Here is a 15,707-nt window from a genome sequence, read left to right as displayed (position 1 = left end):
GATGTGACCCATGGCTAGCCTCCTCACTCCCATCGCCGCGACATTGTTGCTGATCTGCGCCGGCCCAGCATTCGCCGCCAGCAGCATCGATCTGACCGTCAAGGGGCTGATCACACCCAGCGCTTGTGCCCCCAGCCTTTCAAGCGGTGGGGTCATCGACCACGGCAAAATCGCGTCCAAGGATTTAAAGCCGGACAATTGGACGGTCATCGGCAATCACACGCTGCAACTGGCGATAACCTGCGAGGCGCCAACTCTGGTGGCCCTCAAGGGCATCGATAATGTAGGCGACTCCCATGACCCGATGAACAGGTATGGCCTGGGCCTGGTCAGCGGCCAAAAATTGGGCGGGTACTCCCTGACCTTCGGCAATCCTATAGCCGACAACGCAGCGATCTCCGTGATTGAGTCCTCCGATAACGGCCTCACCTGGCAGGAAAATATCCCAGGTGACACTTGGCCAGCCGCCTACCTCGCTTCGTTTGGCGATCGTTCGACAGGCAGTTGGGCGCCCACCCCAGTCCGGCTGGTGACGGCCGATCTCAAGGTGCAAACCCTTATCGCTCCAACTGCCGGGATGGACCTGACCACTGAGGTCCCCATCTATGGCTCCGCCACAATTGAAGTGAAATACCTGTAACCCCCTCTAACATCACAGGATGTGACCCATGGCTAGCCTCCTCACTCCCATCGCCGCGACATTGTTGCTGATCTGCGCCGGCCCAGCATTCGCCGCCAGCAGCATCGATCTGACCGTCAAGGGGCTGATTACCCCCAGCGCCTGCACCCCGGCACTGGCCCAAGGCGGTGTTGCCGACTACGGAAAGATCGCCGCCAAGGACCTGCAAGAAAACCAGGCTACTCCGTTACCGCCCACTACCTTGCCATTCAACCTCAGCTGCGAGGCCGCCACGCTGTTTGCACTCAATGGTGTGGATAACCGCGCCGGCTCAGCCAGTAGCCCCAACAATTACTCGTATGGCCTAGGGTTCATCAACGAAACAGAGCGGGTCGGCGACTACGTGATCATTATCACCAACTACCTCGCCGACAACCTGCCGGTCAGCAAGCTGGCTTCCAGCGACAACGGCGCCACCTGGAGCGAGAACAGTGAGGACGCCATCTGGATGCGCGGCAGGCTCGCCGCCTTCGGCAACAACGCAAGTGGCACCTGGGCGCCCATCGCGATCAAGGCACTGACCAGCAACCTGGTGGTTCACCCCACTATCGCCCCTTCCAGTGGCCTGACATTGACCCAGGAACAACCTGTCGATGGCTCCGCCACCTTGGAAGTGATGTACCTGTAACCCCTCATCCTCTTACTAAGGAAGGTTTAAACGATGACTTACTTAAGAGCGGCGCCCCTGGCCGCCCTGTTGTTGGGCACCTCGTCTCTCACGCTGGCCGCCAGCAGCCTGGACCTTACCGTCAAGGGCATCATCACGCCCAGCGCCTGCGCGCCAGTGGTTTCCGGCGGCGGCAATGTCGACTTCGGCAAGGTGTCGGTCAAGGACCTCAACGCTGATACCTACACCGACCTGCCCAGAGAAACCATGCTCTTGAGCGTGCGCTGCGAAGGGCCGACGTTTTTTACCTTGAATACCATCGACAACCGCGCCGGCACCACCGCCAGCCACTTCAGTTGGCACGGCCTGGGCCTGACCCCCAGCGATGAAAAACTCGGCGATGCCGGGCTTGGTCTCTACCAGCCGGTGGCCGACGGCGTACCGGTGCGCACCATCACCTCACGGGATGGCGGCGTCACCTGGATGCCTTCAGTGATGCTCAGCCATACCGTGTTGACGGCGGTCGCCGACAACGACGGCGTGGTGCCGATTGCGATCCAGGAACTGGACGCCGAGATACGCCTGATCACCCACATTGCGCCCGCCAGCAGCCTGACGCTGACCGACGATGTGCCTATCGACGGTCACGCCACCGTGCAAGTCAATTACCTCTAAGGAACCTCCCGATGAACACTCGATTGACCACCCTGGCCGTCAGCGCACTGCTGCTCAGTTCGGCCAATGCCTTTGCCGCCAGCAGCGTCGACCTGACCGTCAAAGGCCTGATTGTGCCCAGCGCCTGTACGCCCAGCCTGTCCGGCGGTGGCATGATCGACCACGGCAAAGTGTCTGCCAAGGACCTGAACCCGGACCGGGGCACCGCGATTGGCGTGCATACCCTGTCGATGACCGTCGACTGTGACGCGCCGATCCAGTTTGCTCTGCACCCCATCGATAACCGCGCAGCCTCAGGTCTAACCACGGACTTCGGCCTGGGCTTTATCAACGAAACCCAGAAGCTGGGCCACTTCTCCCTCACTTGGCGCGGCATGGTTGCCGACGGCGTGACCGTTCAACCCATCGCATCGATGGACCAGGGCAAAACCTGGTACTCCGAAAAATTCTGGGAGCCGAGCATGTACATGGCGGCAGCGTCGATGAGCGACGACACCCAGCCGCTGCCGATCCAAAACCTGAGCGTCGATCTGGAAGTGCTCACTATCATCAATGCCGCCGCCAGCCTGGACCTCAGCAATGAGGTAACCATCGATGGCTCGGCCACCGTTGAAGTGAAGTACCTGTAACCCATGGCCGCCCATCCCTTGACTACCGCCGGGCATGGGCTGCGCCTACCTGTGCCGGTACTGAACACCGTTGGCCGTTGCGTGGCTGCGCTGCTCCTCTGCCTGGCCACCTTAGTCAACGCCCACGCGGCGTCGACCGTCGACCTCACGGTAACCGGCCGGATAACGCCGGACGCCTGCCATGTCGAGCTGACTAATGAAGGCACCGTCGATCACGGCAAGATTCCTTCCCATAGCCTCAACGCCGACGAATTCACCGTGCTGCCTATCCAGATGCTCGATCTGCGCGTGCAGTGCGCCAGGCCCATGTTGTTTGCGCTGGTAGGTATTGATAATCGCGCCGACTCCTCGTCGGCACCCGATTATTTCTACGGGCTGGGCAGGAACATCCACGTCCCAGAGGAGCGCCTGGGATCCGTGGCATTGTCCTATCGCAACGCAGTGGGCGATGCGCAGCCCATGCAGGTATTGGCGTCCAACGACAACGGCGAAACCTGGTCACAGGAGCCCAACGCTTACCCGCGCGCGCATATGGCCTTTGCGCCAGTCGGGGACCGCCAACCGGATTTCATCGGCCAGTTGACCGTCCAGGTTCAGGTGAGCACCGCCATCAATTTTTCGCAGTACCTGACCCTGGACCAGGAAGTCCCGCTCGACGGCGCCATTGTCCTGGACCTGCGCTACCTCTGACCGCCCCCCTTTTGGCCTAATGGAAACCCCATCATGACGACGTCATTCTCAAACACCGTGGTGGGCCTTGTCGCCCTGCTGCTGATCCTTGGCAATCAAGTCAAAGCCGACGGCATGGTCCCGGACACCTCCGTGGTGATCGTGCATGAAGCCGAAGGCGAAGCGGCGGTGTCGGTGACCAATACCGACAGCCAGCTCGCGCTGCTGCATGTGACCTTGCAGGACATTCCTGAAGACACCGAGCCGCTGTTGGTGGTGACACCGCCGCTGTCTCGGGTAGAAGCGTCCAAAACCCAGCTGGTGCGCTTCATTCTGCAAAACCAGAAGCCGTTGCTGACCCAGCGGCTTAAACGGGCAGTGTTCGAAGGCATGCCCCAAGGTCGCGCCGCCACCGCCGCCGGTCACGCCCGTGTGGGCGTGACCGTGCGCCAGAACCTGCCCGTGATCGTGCACCCCAAGGGCCTTGCGCCGAACCGCACCCCTTGGACCGACCTGACCTGGACGCTGCGCGACGGCCAATTACAGGTGCGCAACGACACGCCTTATGTGGTGCGCCTTGCACAGGAGCTGTTGCTGTTGCCCGGTGACGGCAGGGCAATGCTGCCGCGTACCTATGTGCTGCCGGGCGAAGCTTTGAGCGTACCAGCCAGCGGTGGCCAGGCCAGAACGGTGCGTCTGCAGCCGGCCACGGTGTATGGGTTTGCGGTCAAGGCCTACGACGCCCCTATCACCCTCTGACTGACAACCACAGGTGTCGTGACAGACCGGCACCTGGATAACGAAGTGACGGCTTATTGACCGTCACCAGAGCGCCTGGAATCCCCGACACAACGGGGGCCAGTGCACTCACTACTCGAGTACCTTGCGTGAAAACAGTATTGAGTTACCGTGACGGCGAAGCCGTGTCCGATACCCCCGTCTGCCAGACCTTGCCGCTGGTGTTGTTACTGTGTGCCCTCGTGCCCGACAAGGCTTGGGCCGACGATTCCAGCCCGGTTGGCTTCGACGCCCAGACCTTGCATCAGCGTGGCATTGACCCACAGCTGGCCAGCCTGTTGCTGGCAGCACCGCGCTTCGCTGCCGGGCGGCACACCGTTAACCTGCGGGTCAACGGCCAACGCCGTGGCCGACAGGATCTGACCTTCGATCAACAGGGCAACCTGTGCCTGGACCGCGCCTTGCTGGACGCCGCTGACCTGGTGACGCCCAGCGAGACGCCAGGCTGCCGGGATTTTCTCGCGCAGTATCCACAAACCCTGGTGGAGCCGGACCCGGCGACACTGACGGTGTCACTGGTGGTGCCCACCGAAGCCCTGCGCCCTGTGCAGCAGGATATTTCAGGGTATGAAACCGGCGGTTTTGCCGGGCTGCTCAACTATGACCTCAGCGGTTTTTACAACCGCTTCGGCGATGACGCCAGCCGCTTTGGCTCGGCCAATACCGAAGTCGGGTTCAACGCCGGCGACTGGATCGTGCGCAGCCGCCAGGTGCAGACCTGGCAGGATGGCCTGTCGCGCAGTACGCATCTGGAGGCCTACGCGCAACGCACCTTCGCCAGCCACCAGGCGGTGCTGCAGGCCGGGCAGATCAACCTCTACAACCCGGTGCTCTCCGGTGCGCAGATCACCGGCGTGCAGGTGCTGACCGAACATGCACTTCAAGAACAGGGTCAGGGCGCGCAGATCCAAGGTATCGCCAACAGCCCGGCGCAAGTGGAAGTACGTCAGAACGGAGCACTGATTCACTCCACCGTGGTGCCTGCCGGGCCTTTCACCTTGAACGATGTACGTCGGTTGAACACGCGCTCGGATGTCGAAGTCACGGTCAAGGAAAGTGTTGGCGGTGAGCGACGTTTCACCGTGCCCGCCGCCATGCTTGGCCTCGGGTTGCCGGCACCGGGCTACTCCGTGGCCGCAGGCCGAGTGCGCAATGTGGGTGACGCCAGGGGTGATGATCCTTGGGTGGTGAGTGCCGGCTGGACCGGCGCCTTGCACCCGCAACTGACACTGGGGAGTGGCGTGCTGGCCGCCAGCGAATACCGTTCGGTAGGCGCCAGCCTGGGCTGGTTGCCGTGGCTTGATAGCCAGATCCAGCTGTCAACCCAACTGTCCAACACCCAGGGCTGGGAAAAAGTCTCGGGTGTACAGACCGACCTGTCATGGTCCCAGCGCTTGAGCGAACAGTGGTCGGTCAGCGCCGCCAACTCCTGGCGCAGCATCGGCTACCGCGAACTCGAAGAAAGCACCTATGAGCGCGACCACAGCCATGAGAGTAATGACAGCCGTCGCAACTCCCGCTATCGCGACCAGCAAAGCCTCAACCTGGGTTGGTCGCATCCGCTGCTGGGCGCCTTCAGTGCCGGGGTTTCGCGCTCATCCAACTTTGCCGGTGACAGCAGCAGCCGCGCGCTGGCGTCCTGGGGTACCAGTATCGGCGCCGTGTCGTTGTCGGCCAGTGCCGAGTGGCAAATGGGCGGCCGCGAGCAGCGAGACAACGCCGTCTATCTCAACATCAGCGTACCGCTGGGCGAGAGCCGCAGGCTACGCAGCTGGGTGCGCAATTCCGGCGGTGAAAACCGTACCGGCCTGGGCCTGACCGAACAGATCGACGACCAACTCAGCTACCGCGTCAGCGCCGAACACGACAGCAGTGACCATCAGGTGGAAACCTCCGTAGGCGTCTCGGCACTGCCGCGCTACAGCCAGCTCGATTTCAGCTACAGCCGCTCCGACGCCGAGCGTTCGAGCTACCAGGGCGGCGCTCGTGGCGGTGTGGTGCTGCACGGCGACGGCGTGACCTTTTCGCCCTACCCGGTGCGCGACACCTTTGCCGTGGTGTCGGTCGGCGACATGAGCGGCATTAAGCTCAGCACCCCCAGCGGCCCGGTGTGGACCGACTGGCAGGGCCAGGCCGTAGTGCCGCAAGTTGCCGCATACGGGCGCAGCCCGGTTGAAGTGCAGACACGCTCACTGCCGCGCAATGCCGATATCAATAACGGCCTGGCGATGATCTCGGCCGGGCGTGGCGCGGTGGACCGCGTCGAATTTGGCGTCGGCCTGACCCGTCGCGTGCTGCTTACCGTCAGCAACGACCAGGGCGTGCCGCTGCCTGCGGGCGCCTCCGTCAGCACTGCCAGTGGCGAATTCGTCACCTTGGTGCAGGACGGCAGCCAGGTGTTTCTGCCCAATGTGCTGGAACAGCCGACGTTGTGGATAACCACGCCGCAAAGCGGGCGTTGCGAGTTGCGCTACGAACTGCCGGAAAAAGCCGACCCGGCGGTGTACTTCGAAACCGCTCCCGCACGTTGCAACCTGCCTTGAGGATGACCGCCATGCCCATCACACCTTATATGCGTCAACTGTGCCTGTGGCTGCTGATCGGCGTAGCCGGCACTGCCCAGGCCTTGGAGGAATGCCAACTCAACGTCAGCGAAGCACTGGTGGATTTCGGCGTGATGAGCCGCCTGGCTCAAAACGACAGCGCGGCGCAACGCCTGCTCGGCGAACGGCGCCTGAGCGTGATCGTCAATTGCCCACAAGCTGAAGACCTCAGCCTGTTCTACCGCGCCCTGGCCACAGACCCGCAACGCCTGCAATTTACCGAGCACGGCAGTTATGCCATCGAAGTCGGCAACGCCGTGCTCGACGGCCGCAGCGTTGAACTGGGTTTGCTGCCCGCCGACGGCCAGGCGCCCGTTACCAATGGCAACGTGCTGGAGTGGCGCCCCGGCCACGGCATAGCACCGGTCGAACAAGGCGCAGTGCTCATGGGTAAAACCCTGTCGCTGCAACTGACCCTGCGCGCCTGGGCCGACCTCGCCGCCACGCAGGTGCGCGATGCCACCACCTGGGAAACCACCGGGACGTTGTACGGCGCAAAGCACGGGCGTTACCGGGAACTGACACTGCGCGCGCACTTTGCGCCCATCGCCTGCCTGCCGACGCTGTCCGACCACGGCGTGGTGGACTACGGCACCTTGTACGCCAAGGACTTGAGCGCCACCAACGAGACACCGTTGCCGACCCGCTCCCTGCGCCTGAGCGTGACCTGCGACGCGCCGGCACGCTTTGCCCTGCGCATGTTTGATAACCGCGACGGGTCGGCCACCGGTGGCACCGATGAAACCGCCTATGGCCTGGACCTGGATGCCAGCCGCAACAAAATCGGGCGTTTTTACCTGACTGTCGACCCGGCGGAATTCAGCGCCGATACCTGGCCCACGTTGTACCGCACCGACTCCACCAGCAACGGCGTGGCGTGGAGCAGTTCCACAGCCCGGCAAATCCCCATGGCCGCCAACAGCCTGCTGGGCTTTACCGACAAAACCGGCGTCACCACAGGCCCTGTCGCCATCCAGGCCCTGACCGGCACGGTACGTATAAAGACTTACCTGGCACCCATGCAAAGCCTGGACCTGCGTGAGGTGGTGCTGATCAATGGTTCCGGCACCCTCGAGATCGTGTACCCGTAACCGTCACTGCAAGGAGTCCGTCCCATGAAACGCCCTATGAAAACCCGCATTTTTTCCAGCCTGCTGTTACTGGCCTGCACGCCCTCGGTGCTGGCCGCATCGGCGGTGGACCTGACCGTCAAAGGCCTGATCGTTCCCGCCGCTTGCTTGCCGCAGTTCCCCGGCGGGGCACTGATCGACTACGGCAAAATCGCCCAACAAGACTTGAACCTGAGCACTGCGACACGCCTGCCGGCCAAGCCCCTGCTTTTCGCCATCGCCTGCAGCGGTCCCACCCGCTATGCCCTGCGCATGCGCGATAACCGCGAGGGCTCGGCCATGGTCAACAGCGAGATTTACTATGGGTTGGGGTTCGATATCAGCGGTAATCGCCTGGGGGTTTACTCCATGACCTTCGACCCGCGCCAGACCCAGGCCAACACCACCGCGCAGATCTACGGCACCGAGTCCACCACCGGCGGCGTGGCGTGGCGCACGTCCAACCTCAACCCCATCGACATCGGCTCCAGGAGCTACCTGGGTTTTACCGAGGTGGAGGGCAGCGTCAGCGGGCCTACGGCCATCGGCACGCTGACGGGTACAGTCACAGTGCAGACCGTGATCAATGCCCGGCAGAACCTGGACTTGAGCGTGGAAACTCCACTGGATGGCTGGGCAACGCTTGAGGTGGTGTATCTCTAGAGTTTCTCGCTGGTCACTTGTACATAACGCGCCCGCCCGGCGCCGAGACCCGCGACAATCGCACCGAGGCCGATCACGGCGAAGATCCAGCCGATGGCCGTCCAGCCGCCGGTCCAGTCATGCACCAGGCCGACCGCAAACGGCCCCATCGACGCCAGGGTGTAGCCAATACCCTGGGCCATGCTCGACAGGTTGGCGGCGACATGGGAATCACGCGAGCGCAGCACGATCAGGGTCAGCGCCAGGCTGAAGGTGCCGCCCTGCCCCAGGCCGAGCAGAATCGCCCAACCCCACAAGCCGTCCAGCGGCGCATACAGGCAACCGAACAGGCCGCCAAGGGTCAGCAGCATCACCACCACAATCGCCAGGCGCTGGTCCTTGCCGCGGGTGGCCAGCCACGGTGCGGCCAGGGAACTGAGCAGTTGCACGATGATGGAACCGGACAACGCCAACCCCGCCTCGGTGGCGCTGAGCCCCCGGCCAATGAGGATTGACGGCAACCAGCCAAACACAATGTAAGCCAGGGACGATTGCAGGCCCATGTACAAAGTCACCTGCCAAGCCAGTGGGTCACGCAGCAAGCCCTTGACCCGGTAAGCCACCTGATGGGCGCCGTGCTTTGGTCCGACTTGCGGCAACCAGAACAACGCCGCCAGCAACGCCGGGATAACCCAGAACCCCAGTCCGACGGCCCAGCTGTCTGCGAAGTACTGACTCAGGGGCACCGTGGCCCCGGCTGCCAACGCGGCGCCCAGACACAATGCCATGGTGTAGACGCCAGTCATGGCGCCCGCCTGCCTGGCAAAATCACGCTTGACGATACCCGGTAGCAATACACCGATGATGCCGATGCTCGCGCCAGCGATCAGGCTGCCCGCGAACAACCCCACTTCACCGAACGAACTGCGCAGGATGATGCCGCCAGCCAGGGTGAGCAGAATCCCCAGCACCACGCGCTCAGCGCCAAAACGCCTGGCCAGGATCGGCGCAGTGGGCGCGAACAGGCCCAGGCACAACACCGGCAAGGTAGTCAGCAAGCCCGCCTTGGCAGCGGACAACCCCAGGCTGCTGGACACTTCTGCCAGCAATGGCGCCATGCTCGACAGCGCCGGGCGCAGGTTCAATGCCACCAGCACCAGGCCCAGCAGCAAGAGCCACGGGCGAGCCACCAACGGAGGGGCCTGCTGGACGGCTTCGTCATCGGCTTCGGCGTCAATCAACAGTTCTTCGAGTTCAGTCGTACGTTTGGCTTCAAGGTTCATTGATCAACTGCCGGCAGAGGGATTTGGCACGTTCGGGGTCTTGGTTTTCCACCGCGTCGAGCAAGGCGATATGCAGGTCGAATACCGCCTGGCGACGTGGTGAGATGTTCAGGGTCTGACGCAACTGGGCGCCGACGATGCTGGAGAAATACTGGTACAGCTCGCTCAGCGCCGGGTTGTGCGCTGCATCCACCAGGCGCTTGTGGAACACCAGGTCGGCGCTGATATAGGCCTCCAGGTCACCGTGGTACAACTCGCCGCTGCGCTCAAGGGCTTCACGCAACCCTTCGAGATCGTCCTCGGTACGACGCAACGCCGCCAGGCCGATAGCCTCCACTTCGAGAATCTGCCGCGTCTCCTGCGCCTGCGCCAACGTGCAGTGGGACAGTGCGCGCATCGTCCCCAACGGGTCGGTCATCGAGCGCAAGTAACTGCCGTCGCCCTGGCGGATTTCGATCAGACCCGAGAACGCCAACACACGCATGGCCTCACGCACGGTATTGCGGCTGATGCCCAGCTCGGCGGACAACTCCGGCTCGGTGGGCAGGCGCTCACCGATGGCCCATTTGCCTTCGGTTATACGCCAGCGCAGTTGCTCCAACGCTTGATCGACCAGGGAGCGTTTGATCAGGGGGGCGATGTCTGTCATGAGTTTTGCACTTTCGTCCAATCATAGGATGAATTTTCCTACAGCCTATTCAGACTTGCCCACAAAGGCAACGCACTAGGGTTCATAGGCAGCAAAAGGAGCAGTATTTTCGATTGGTAAAATTACCCTTTAAGGGTAATTATTGGACTCAGGTGTCTTATGGAAAAGTACACACCTCACTACGATCTGGCCGTGATCAAGGCGGATGTCAGGCGACTGGGTGCCAGGGCATTCACCCGTGCAGCCAAGGAGGCGGGAAAGCAACTCGACCTCGACATCAGCGAGATGCAGGCGGTCGTTTTCAAACTACAAAACAGGATGCTGTACAAGTCGATGACCACCTATGCGGATCACCGCGTCTGGCAAGACGTCTACCACATCCATTCACACGGTCTGGAGATTTACATCAAGGTCACTTACTGCTCCGGCAGCAACCCACCGGTGATCTCCTTCAAAGGGATGAACCTATGAAAACCCAACACTGCTTTATCTGCGGCGCACCCGACGCCATGGTGCGCTTTGAGGGCCGCAGTGAGACCCTGCGCATCAAAGGCATGGAACAGCACATTGAGGACCTGTCCGGCTGGGAGTGCCAACTGTGCGAAGACGGCATGTATGACCCCGACAGCAGCGAACGCCATGTCAAGGCCAGTGATGACATGCTGCACGCCGCGCGACGGATGATGGGCGCCGAACTCAAGCGTATCCGCCGCAAGCTGCACCTCACGCAAAAAGAAACCGTGCAGTTGTTGTCCGGTGGCGGGCACAACGCATTCTCACGTTACGAACGCGGAGAAATAACGCCGCCCAAACCGTTGATGGTGTTGATGCGCCTGCTGGACCGTTACCCGCATTTGCTCGCCGACGCCAAAGAGCTGGCCGAAGGCGCAGACCTGCGCAACGCCTTTACTTGCACGCCCCATAACCAAACACAAGAAGCCCTCAAAGCGTCTTGAACAGGCAAAAATAAACCCGGCACCAGCAGGCTTTTTATGGGTGTTCTGCAGAGCAATGGCGATCAAATGTGGGAGCCGGGCTTGCCCGCGATGGCGGTGGGTCAGCAGCAGTTGTACGCACTGCTGTACCGCTATCGCAGGCAAGCCAGCTCCCACATTGGTTTGTGTTCGCCAAAGGTTATGCAGCCTGCAGGCTGGGTTTATGGGTTCAAGCTTCGATCAATGCAGAATCTGGCTCAAGAACAACTTGGTCCGGTCATTCTGCGGGTTGTCGAAGAAGTCATTGGGCGCCGCCTGTTCAACGATCTCGCCCTTGTCCATGAAGATCACGCGGTTGGCCACGGTGCGCGCAAAGCCCATTTCGTGGGTGACGCACAACATGGTCATGCCGTCTTCGGCCAGGCCGATCATGGTGTCGAGCACCTCCTTGACCATTTCCGGGTCGAGTGCCGAAGTCGGCTCGTCGAACAGCATGATTTTCGGTTTCATGCACAGGGCACGGGCGATGGCCACGCGCTGTTGCTGGCCGCCGGACAGTTGCCCCGGAAACTTGTGCGCCTGCTCCGGAATGCGCACGCGCTCAAGGTAATGCATGGCAATTTCTTCGGCCTTGCGCTTGGGCATCTTGCGCACCCACATCGGCGCCAGCGTGCAGTTCTGCAAGATGGTCAGGTGTGGGAACAGGTTGAAGTGCTGGAACACCATGCCGACTTCACGGCGGATCGCTTCGATCTGCTTGAGGTCGTTGGTCAGTTCCACGCCATCGACCACGATGCGGCCCTGCTGGTGCTCTTCCAGGCGGTTGAGGCAGCGGATGGTGGTGGACTTGCCCGAACCCGACGGGCCGCACAGCACGATACGCTCGCCCTGCTTGACGTTGAGGTTGATGTCTTTCAACACGTGGAACTGGCCGTACCACTTGTTGACGCCCTGCATCTGGATAATGCCTTCAGGGCTCACAGGCTGTTTGATCGCTTCGCTCATAACAACAACTCCTAACGCTTGTGGCCAGTGTCGAGCTTGTGTTCCAAATGAATGGAATAGCGCGACATACCAAAACAGAAAATCCAGAACACCAGGGCGGCGAACACGTAGCCTTCAGTGGCCATGCCCAACCATTTAGGGTCGGCAGCGGCTTGCTTGACGCTGTTGAGCAGGTCGAACAGGCCGATGATGATCACAAGGCTGGTGTCCTTGAACAACGCGATAAACGTGTTGACGATGCCAGGGATCACCAGCTTCAGGGCTTGCGGCAGAATCACCAGGCCCATGCTGCGCCAGTAACCCAGGCCCATCGCCGCAGCCGCTTCGTACTGACCCTTGGGAATCGCCTGCAAGCCACCGCGCACTACTTCAGCCACGTAGGCCGACTGGAACAGGATCACGCCGATCAATGCGCGCAACAGCTTGTCGATGCCCATGCCTTCAGGCAGGAACAGCGGCAGCATCACCGAGGACATGAACAGCACGGTGATCAACGGCACGCCGCGCCAGAACTCGATGAAGGTCACGCAGACCACCCGAATCGCCGGCATGTTCGAGCGTCGCCCCAGCGCCAGCACAATGCCCAACGGCAAGGCGCCAGCGATACCGACAGTGGCAATCACCAGGGTCAGCATCAAGCCGCCCCATTGGCTGGTGGCCACGTTGGTCAGGCCCAGAACCCCACCGTGCAGCAGGCAGTAGGCGATGATCGGGTACAGCACCAGGAAACCCAGGCCATACACAGCCTTGCGTTGAAACCGCGAGATGAACAACGGCGCCACGCCCACGATAGCCAGCCACACGGTCAGGTCCACGCGCCAGCGCAGGTCGCCGGGGTAGTAGCCATACATGAACTGCCCGAAGCGCTGTTGGATAAACACCCAGCAGGCGCCCTCTTTGGTGCAATCGGCGCGCGTGGTCCCGACCCAGTTGGCATCCAGGATGGCCCAGTGCAGGATGGGCGGCACGATCAGGTAAATCAGATAGAACGCCAACAGCGTCAGCAAGGTGTTGAGCCAGCTGGAAAACAGGTTGGCGCGCATCCAGGCCATCGGTCCGAAGACTTTGTTCGGCGGCGGCATATCGGGTTTGAAAGTATGCGAACTCATGTGCGTTTCCTCACCGCTCGATCAGCGCAATGCGCTTGTTGTACCAGTTCATCAGCAGGGAAATGCTGATGCTGATCGCCAGGTACACGCTCATGGTGATGGCAATGACTTCGATGGCCTGGCCGGTCTGGTTGAGCACCGTGCCGGCAAACAGCGAAACCATTTCCGGGTAACCGATACCGGCGGCCAGCGAGGAGTTTTTCGCCAGGTTCAGGTATTGGCTGGTCAGCGGCGGAATGATCACCCGCAAGGCTTGCGGGATGATGACCTTGCGCAACGTCGGCCCAGGGCGCAGGCCCAGGGAGCGCGCGGCTTCGGTCTGGCCGTGGCTGACGGACTTGATGCCCGAACGCACGATCTCGGCAATAAACGCCGCCGTGTACACGGTCAGCGCCAGGGTCAACGCCAGCAGTTCAGGGATCAATACCCAGCCGCCGACGAAGTTGAAACCTGAAAGCTTTGGCATTTCCCAGTGCAGCGGCGCCCCGAAGACCAAGGCACACAATGTCGGGATCACAATAAACAACGCCAGGCCCGCCCAGAACTTATGGAACGGTACGCCGGTGGCCTCAAAGCGTTTGTTGGCCCAGCGCGCCATCAGCACGATTGCCACAATAGCAACCACCACACTGGCCACAAACGGCCAGAACCCATCGGCAGCAATCGCCGCCGGCATGTTCAAGCCACGGCTGCTGACGAAGAAAGTGTCACCGAAATTATGGCTGTTGCGCGGCCCCGGCATGGTCAGGAATACCGCGAAGTACCAGAACAGGATTTGCAGCAGCGGCGGAATGTTGCGGAACACTTCCACATACACCGTCGCCAGCTTGTTGATCATCCAGTTGGGCGACAAGCGCGCCACGCCAATGATGAAGCCAAGGATAGTCGCCAGGACCACACCGATCACAGTCACCAGCAAGGTATTAAGCAGCCCGATCACGAAGACGCGGGCATAGCTGTCCGATTCGGTGTAGTCGATCAGATGCTGAGCGATGCCGAAGCCGGCACTGCGCTCAAGAAAGTCGAAACCCGAGGTGATACCCCGGTGTTGCAGGTTGGTCTGGGTGTTATTGAACAAGTACCAGCCCAGCGCGACCACCGCCACAATCGTGATGATCTGGAAGAGCCACGCACGCACTTTAGGGTCGCTGAAGCTGAGCTTCTGCTTGGGTGCGCCGATTTGATTTTGCATGAAGTGCCCCGGAAAGAATGGAACAGAACATCACCCGGTGGTTGGCCCACCGGGTGATAGAACCATCAGCGATCAGCGCACAGGGGGTGCGTATTGAATGCCACCGTTAGTCCACAGTGCGTTCAGGCCACGGTCGATTTCCAGTGGGGTGCTCTTGCCCAGGTTGCGCTCGAACACTTCACCGTAGTTACCGACCTGCTTGACGATCTGTACAACCCAATCTTTTTTCACTTTCAGGTCTTTGCCGTATTCGCCGTCAGAACCGAGCAGACGAGCAACGTCCGGGTTCTTGGTGGACTTGGCTTCAGCTTCAACGTTTTTCGAGGTGATGCCGGCTTCTTCAGCGTTGAGCATGGCGTAGCCAACCCAGCGCACGATGGCCAGCCACTCGTCGTCGCCGTTACGCACGACTGGGCCCAGTGGTTCTTTGGAGATGGTTTCCGGCAGAACTACGTAGTCCTTCGGCGAAGCCAGTTTGCTGCGCTGTGCGTAGAGCTGGGATTTGTCCGAGGTCAGCACGTCGCAACGACCGGATTCCAGCGACTTGGCGCTTTCATCGGAGGTGTCGAAGGTGATCGGGGTGTACTTGAGGTTGTTGGCGCGGAAGTAGTCGGAAACGTTCAGCTCAGTGGTGGTACCGGCCTGGATGCAGATGGTTGCACCGTCCAGTTCCTTGGCGCTTTTAACGCCCAGCTTGTTGTTCACCAGGAAGCCAACACCGTCGTAGTAGGTGATGAAGCCTGGGAATTTCAGGCCCATGCCCGCATCGCGCGAACTGGTCATGGTGGTGTTGCGCGACAGTACGTCGACTTCGCCGGACTGCAGCGCGGTGAAACGCTCCTTGGCGTTCAACTGGCTGAATTTGACCTTGGTTGCGTCACCGAACACGGCAGCGGCCACAGCGCGGCAAACGTCAGCGTCGATCCCGAGGATCTTGCCGCTGGCATCCGGCACCGAGAAACCCGGCAAGCCATCACTCACGCCACATTGCACAAAGCCTTTCTTCTGCACGGCGTCCAGGGTGGCGCCAGCTTGGGCAAAACCACTGACACCCAATACAGCGGCCGCGGAAACGATGGCCAGGGTGGATTTCAATACCTTCATTCAAACCTCCAGTTGCTCT

The 15,707-nt window shown here is 61.2% G+C and carries 17 protein-coding genes; 11 read left to right on the top strand and 6 right to left on the bottom strand.

Annotation, left to right across the window (positions count from 1 at the left end):
• Window positions 1–10 precede the first annotated feature (10 nt).
• From GIW28_RS13665 to GIW28_RS13625, 9 genes are all read left to right on the top strand, one after another.
• Window positions 11–640 carry a DUF1120 domain-containing protein gene (locus tag GIW28_RS13665; RefSeq protein WP_099548446.1) on the top strand — a complete coding sequence of 210 codons (630 nt, stop codon included), beginning with the start codon at window positions 11–13 and terminating at the stop codon, window positions 638–640.
• 28 nt (window positions 641–668) lie between these two features.
• A complete protein-coding gene (locus tag GIW28_RS13660) occupies window positions 669–1,307 on the top strand; it encodes a DUF1120 domain-containing protein (RefSeq protein WP_236446481.1) in 639 nt (212 codons plus the stop codon).
• A gap of 33 nt (window positions 1,308–1,340) precedes the next feature.
• Complete coding sequence (locus GIW28_RS13655) at window positions 1,341–1,961, top strand: DUF1120 domain-containing protein (protein WP_017135189.1); 621 nt, start codon at window positions 1,341–1,343, stop codon at window positions 1,959–1,961.
• A gap of 11 nt (window positions 1,962–1,972) precedes the next feature.
• Window positions 1,973–2,590, top strand: coding sequence for a DUF1120 domain-containing protein (locus GIW28_RS13650; protein WP_017135190.1), 618 nt, complete (start codon window positions 1,973–1,975; stop codon window positions 2,588–2,590).
• A gap of 3 nt (window positions 2,591–2,593) precedes the next feature.
• A complete protein-coding gene (locus tag GIW28_RS13645) occupies window positions 2,594–3,280 on the top strand; it encodes a DUF1120 domain-containing protein (protein ID WP_017135191.1) in 687 nt (228 codons plus the stop codon).
• Between the two features lie 33 nt (window positions 3,281–3,313).
• Entirely contained in the window at window positions 3,314–4,018 is a 705-nt protein-coding gene (locus GIW28_RS13640; RefSeq protein WP_099548442.1) for a fimbria/pilus chaperone family protein, read from the top strand.
• 128 nt (window positions 4,019–4,146) lie between these two features.
• Window positions 4,147–6,600 carry a fimbria/pilus outer membrane usher protein gene (locus GIW28_RS13635; protein ID WP_236446479.1) on the top strand — a complete coding sequence of 818 codons (2,454 nt, stop codon included), beginning with the start codon at window positions 4,147–4,149 and terminating at the stop codon, window positions 6,598–6,600.
• 11 nt (window positions 6,601–6,611) lie between these two features.
• Window positions 6,612–7,751 (top strand): DUF1120 domain-containing protein, encoded by a 1,140-nt coding sequence (locus GIW28_RS13630; protein ID WP_236446477.1) that lies wholly within the window; start codon window positions 6,612–6,614, stop codon window positions 7,749–7,751.
• A 36-nt stretch (window positions 7,752–7,787) separates the two neighbouring features.
• Window positions 7,788–8,432: a DUF1120 domain-containing protein gene (locus tag GIW28_RS13625; RefSeq protein ID WP_236446491.1), complete on the top strand. Its 645-nt coding sequence runs from the start codon at window positions 7,788–7,790 to the stop codon at window positions 8,430–8,432.
• Here the strand turns inward: GIW28_RS13625 and GIW28_RS13620 are convergent.
• A complete protein-coding gene (locus GIW28_RS13620; protein ID WP_017135196.1) occupies window positions 8,429–9,694 on the bottom strand; it encodes a CynX/NimT family MFS transporter in 1,266 nt (421 codons plus the stop codon). The two genes, GIW28_RS13625 and GIW28_RS13620, sit on opposite strands and share 4 nt — an antisense overlap.
• Complete coding sequence (locus GIW28_RS13615) at window positions 9,684–10,343, bottom strand: FadR/GntR family transcriptional regulator (protein WP_017135197.1); 660 nt, start codon at window positions 10,341–10,343, stop codon at window positions 9,684–9,686. Before GIW28_RS13615 ends, GIW28_RS13620 begins: the two co-directional genes overlap by 11 nt.
• 159 nt (window positions 10,344–10,502) lie before the next feature.
• Between GIW28_RS13615 and GIW28_RS13610 the strand changes: the two genes are divergently transcribed.
• Both GIW28_RS13610 and GIW28_RS13605 read left to right on the top strand, forming a co-directional pair.
• Window positions 10,503–10,814, top strand: coding sequence for a type II toxin-antitoxin system MqsR family toxin (locus GIW28_RS13610; RefSeq protein ID WP_099548437.1), 312 nt, complete (start codon window positions 10,503–10,505; stop codon window positions 10,812–10,814).
• On the top strand, window positions 10,811–11,299 hold the full coding sequence (locus tag GIW28_RS13605; RefSeq protein WP_099548434.1) for a type II toxin-antitoxin system MqsA family antitoxin: 489 nt from the start codon (window positions 10,811–10,813) through the stop codon (window positions 11,297–11,299). The genes GIW28_RS13610 and GIW28_RS13605 overlap by 4 nt, the downstream gene beginning before the upstream one ends.
• A gap of 219 nt (window positions 11,300–11,518) precedes the next feature.
• Here the strand turns inward: GIW28_RS13605 and GIW28_RS13600 are convergent, their stop codons facing one another.
• From GIW28_RS13600 to GIW28_RS13585, 4 genes are all read right to left on the bottom strand, one after another.
• Window positions 11,519–12,283, bottom strand: a complete 765-nt coding sequence (locus GIW28_RS13600) for an amino acid ABC transporter ATP-binding protein (RefSeq protein WP_003171943.1) — start codon at window positions 12,281–12,283, stop codon at window positions 11,519–11,521.
• Window positions 12,284–12,294: 11 nt separating this feature from the next.
• Window positions 12,295–13,392 (bottom strand): amino acid ABC transporter permease, encoded by a 1,098-nt coding sequence (locus GIW28_RS13595; RefSeq protein ID WP_017135200.1) that lies wholly within the window; start codon window positions 13,390–13,392, stop codon window positions 12,295–12,297.
• A 10-nt stretch (window positions 13,393–13,402) separates the two neighbouring features.
• Window positions 13,403–14,584, bottom strand: coding sequence for an amino acid ABC transporter permease (locus tag GIW28_RS13590; protein ID WP_017135201.1), 1,182 nt, complete (start codon window positions 14,582–14,584; stop codon window positions 13,403–13,405).
• Window positions 14,585–14,656: 72 nt separating this feature from the next.
• Window positions 14,657–15,688, bottom strand: coding sequence for an amino acid ABC transporter substrate-binding protein (locus GIW28_RS13585; protein WP_017135202.1), 1,032 nt, complete (start codon window positions 15,686–15,688; stop codon window positions 14,657–14,659).
• Window positions 15,689–15,707: the final 19 nt, after the last annotated feature.

Origin of the sequence: Pseudomonas sp. PA-5-4B (genome assembly GCF_021606215.1) — a bacterium.
Taxonomy (GTDB): domain Bacteria; phylum Pseudomonadota; class Gammaproteobacteria; order Pseudomonadales; family Pseudomonadaceae; genus Aquipseudomonas; species Aquipseudomonas edaphica.
This window is presented reverse-complemented; position numbering and strand designations above follow the sequence as displayed.

Bases quoted from the DNA above. Each gene is read 5' to 3' on its own strand.
- GIW28_RS13665 (WP_099548446.1), top strand. From the start codon at position 11: ATGGCTAGCCTCCTCACTCCCATCGCCGCGACATTGTTGCTGATCTGC.
- GIW28_RS13660 (WP_236446481.1), top strand. From the start codon at position 669: ATGGCTAGCCTCCTCACTCCCATCGCCGCGACATTGTTGCTGATCTGC.
- GIW28_RS13655 (WP_017135189.1), top strand. From the start codon at position 1,341: ATGACTTACTTAAGAGCGGCGCCCCTGGCCGCCCTGTTGTTGGGCACC.
- GIW28_RS13650 (WP_017135190.1), top strand. From the start codon at position 1,973: ATGAACACTCGATTGACCACCCTGGCCGTCAGCGCACTGCTGCTCAGT.
- GIW28_RS13645 (WP_017135191.1), top strand. From the start codon at position 2,594: ATGGCCGCCCATCCCTTGACTACCGCCGGGCATGGGCTGCGCCTACCT.
- GIW28_RS13640 (WP_099548442.1), top strand. From the start codon at position 3,314: ATGACGACGTCATTCTCAAACACCGTGGTGGGCCTTGTCGCCCTGCTG.
- GIW28_RS13630 (WP_236446477.1), top strand. From the start codon at position 6,612: ATGCCCATCACACCTTATATGCGTCAACTGTGCCTGTGGCTGCTGATC.
- GIW28_RS13625 (WP_236446491.1), top strand. From the start codon at position 7,788: ATGAAAACCCGCATTTTTTCCAGCCTGCTGTTACTGGCCTGCACGCCC.
- GIW28_RS13620 (WP_017135196.1), bottom strand. From the start codon at position 9,694: ATGAACCTTGAAGCCAAACGTACGACTGAACTCGAAGAACTGTTGATT.
- GIW28_RS13615 (WP_017135197.1), bottom strand. From the start codon at position 10,343: ATGACAGACATCGCCCCCCTGATCAAACGCTCCCTGGTCGATCAAGCG.
- GIW28_RS13610 (WP_099548437.1), top strand. From the start codon at position 10,503: ATGGAAAAGTACACACCTCACTACGATCTGGCCGTGATCAAGGCGGAT.
- GIW28_RS13605 (WP_099548434.1), top strand. From the start codon at position 10,811: ATGAAAACCCAACACTGCTTTATCTGCGGCGCACCCGACGCCATGGTG.
- GIW28_RS13600 (WP_003171943.1), bottom strand. From the start codon at position 12,283: ATGAGCGAAGCGATCAAACAGCCTGTGAGCCCTGAAGGCATTATCCAG.
- GIW28_RS13595 (WP_017135200.1), bottom strand. From the start codon at position 13,392: ATGAGTTCGCATACTTTCAAACCCGATATGCCGCCGCCGAACAAAGTC.
- GIW28_RS13590 (WP_017135201.1), bottom strand. From the start codon at position 14,584: ATGCAAAATCAAATCGGCGCACCCAAGCAGAAGCTCAGCTTCAGCGAC.
- GIW28_RS13585 (WP_017135202.1), bottom strand. From the start codon at position 15,688: ATGAAGGTATTGAAATCCACCCTGGCCATCGTTTCCGCGGCCGCTGTA.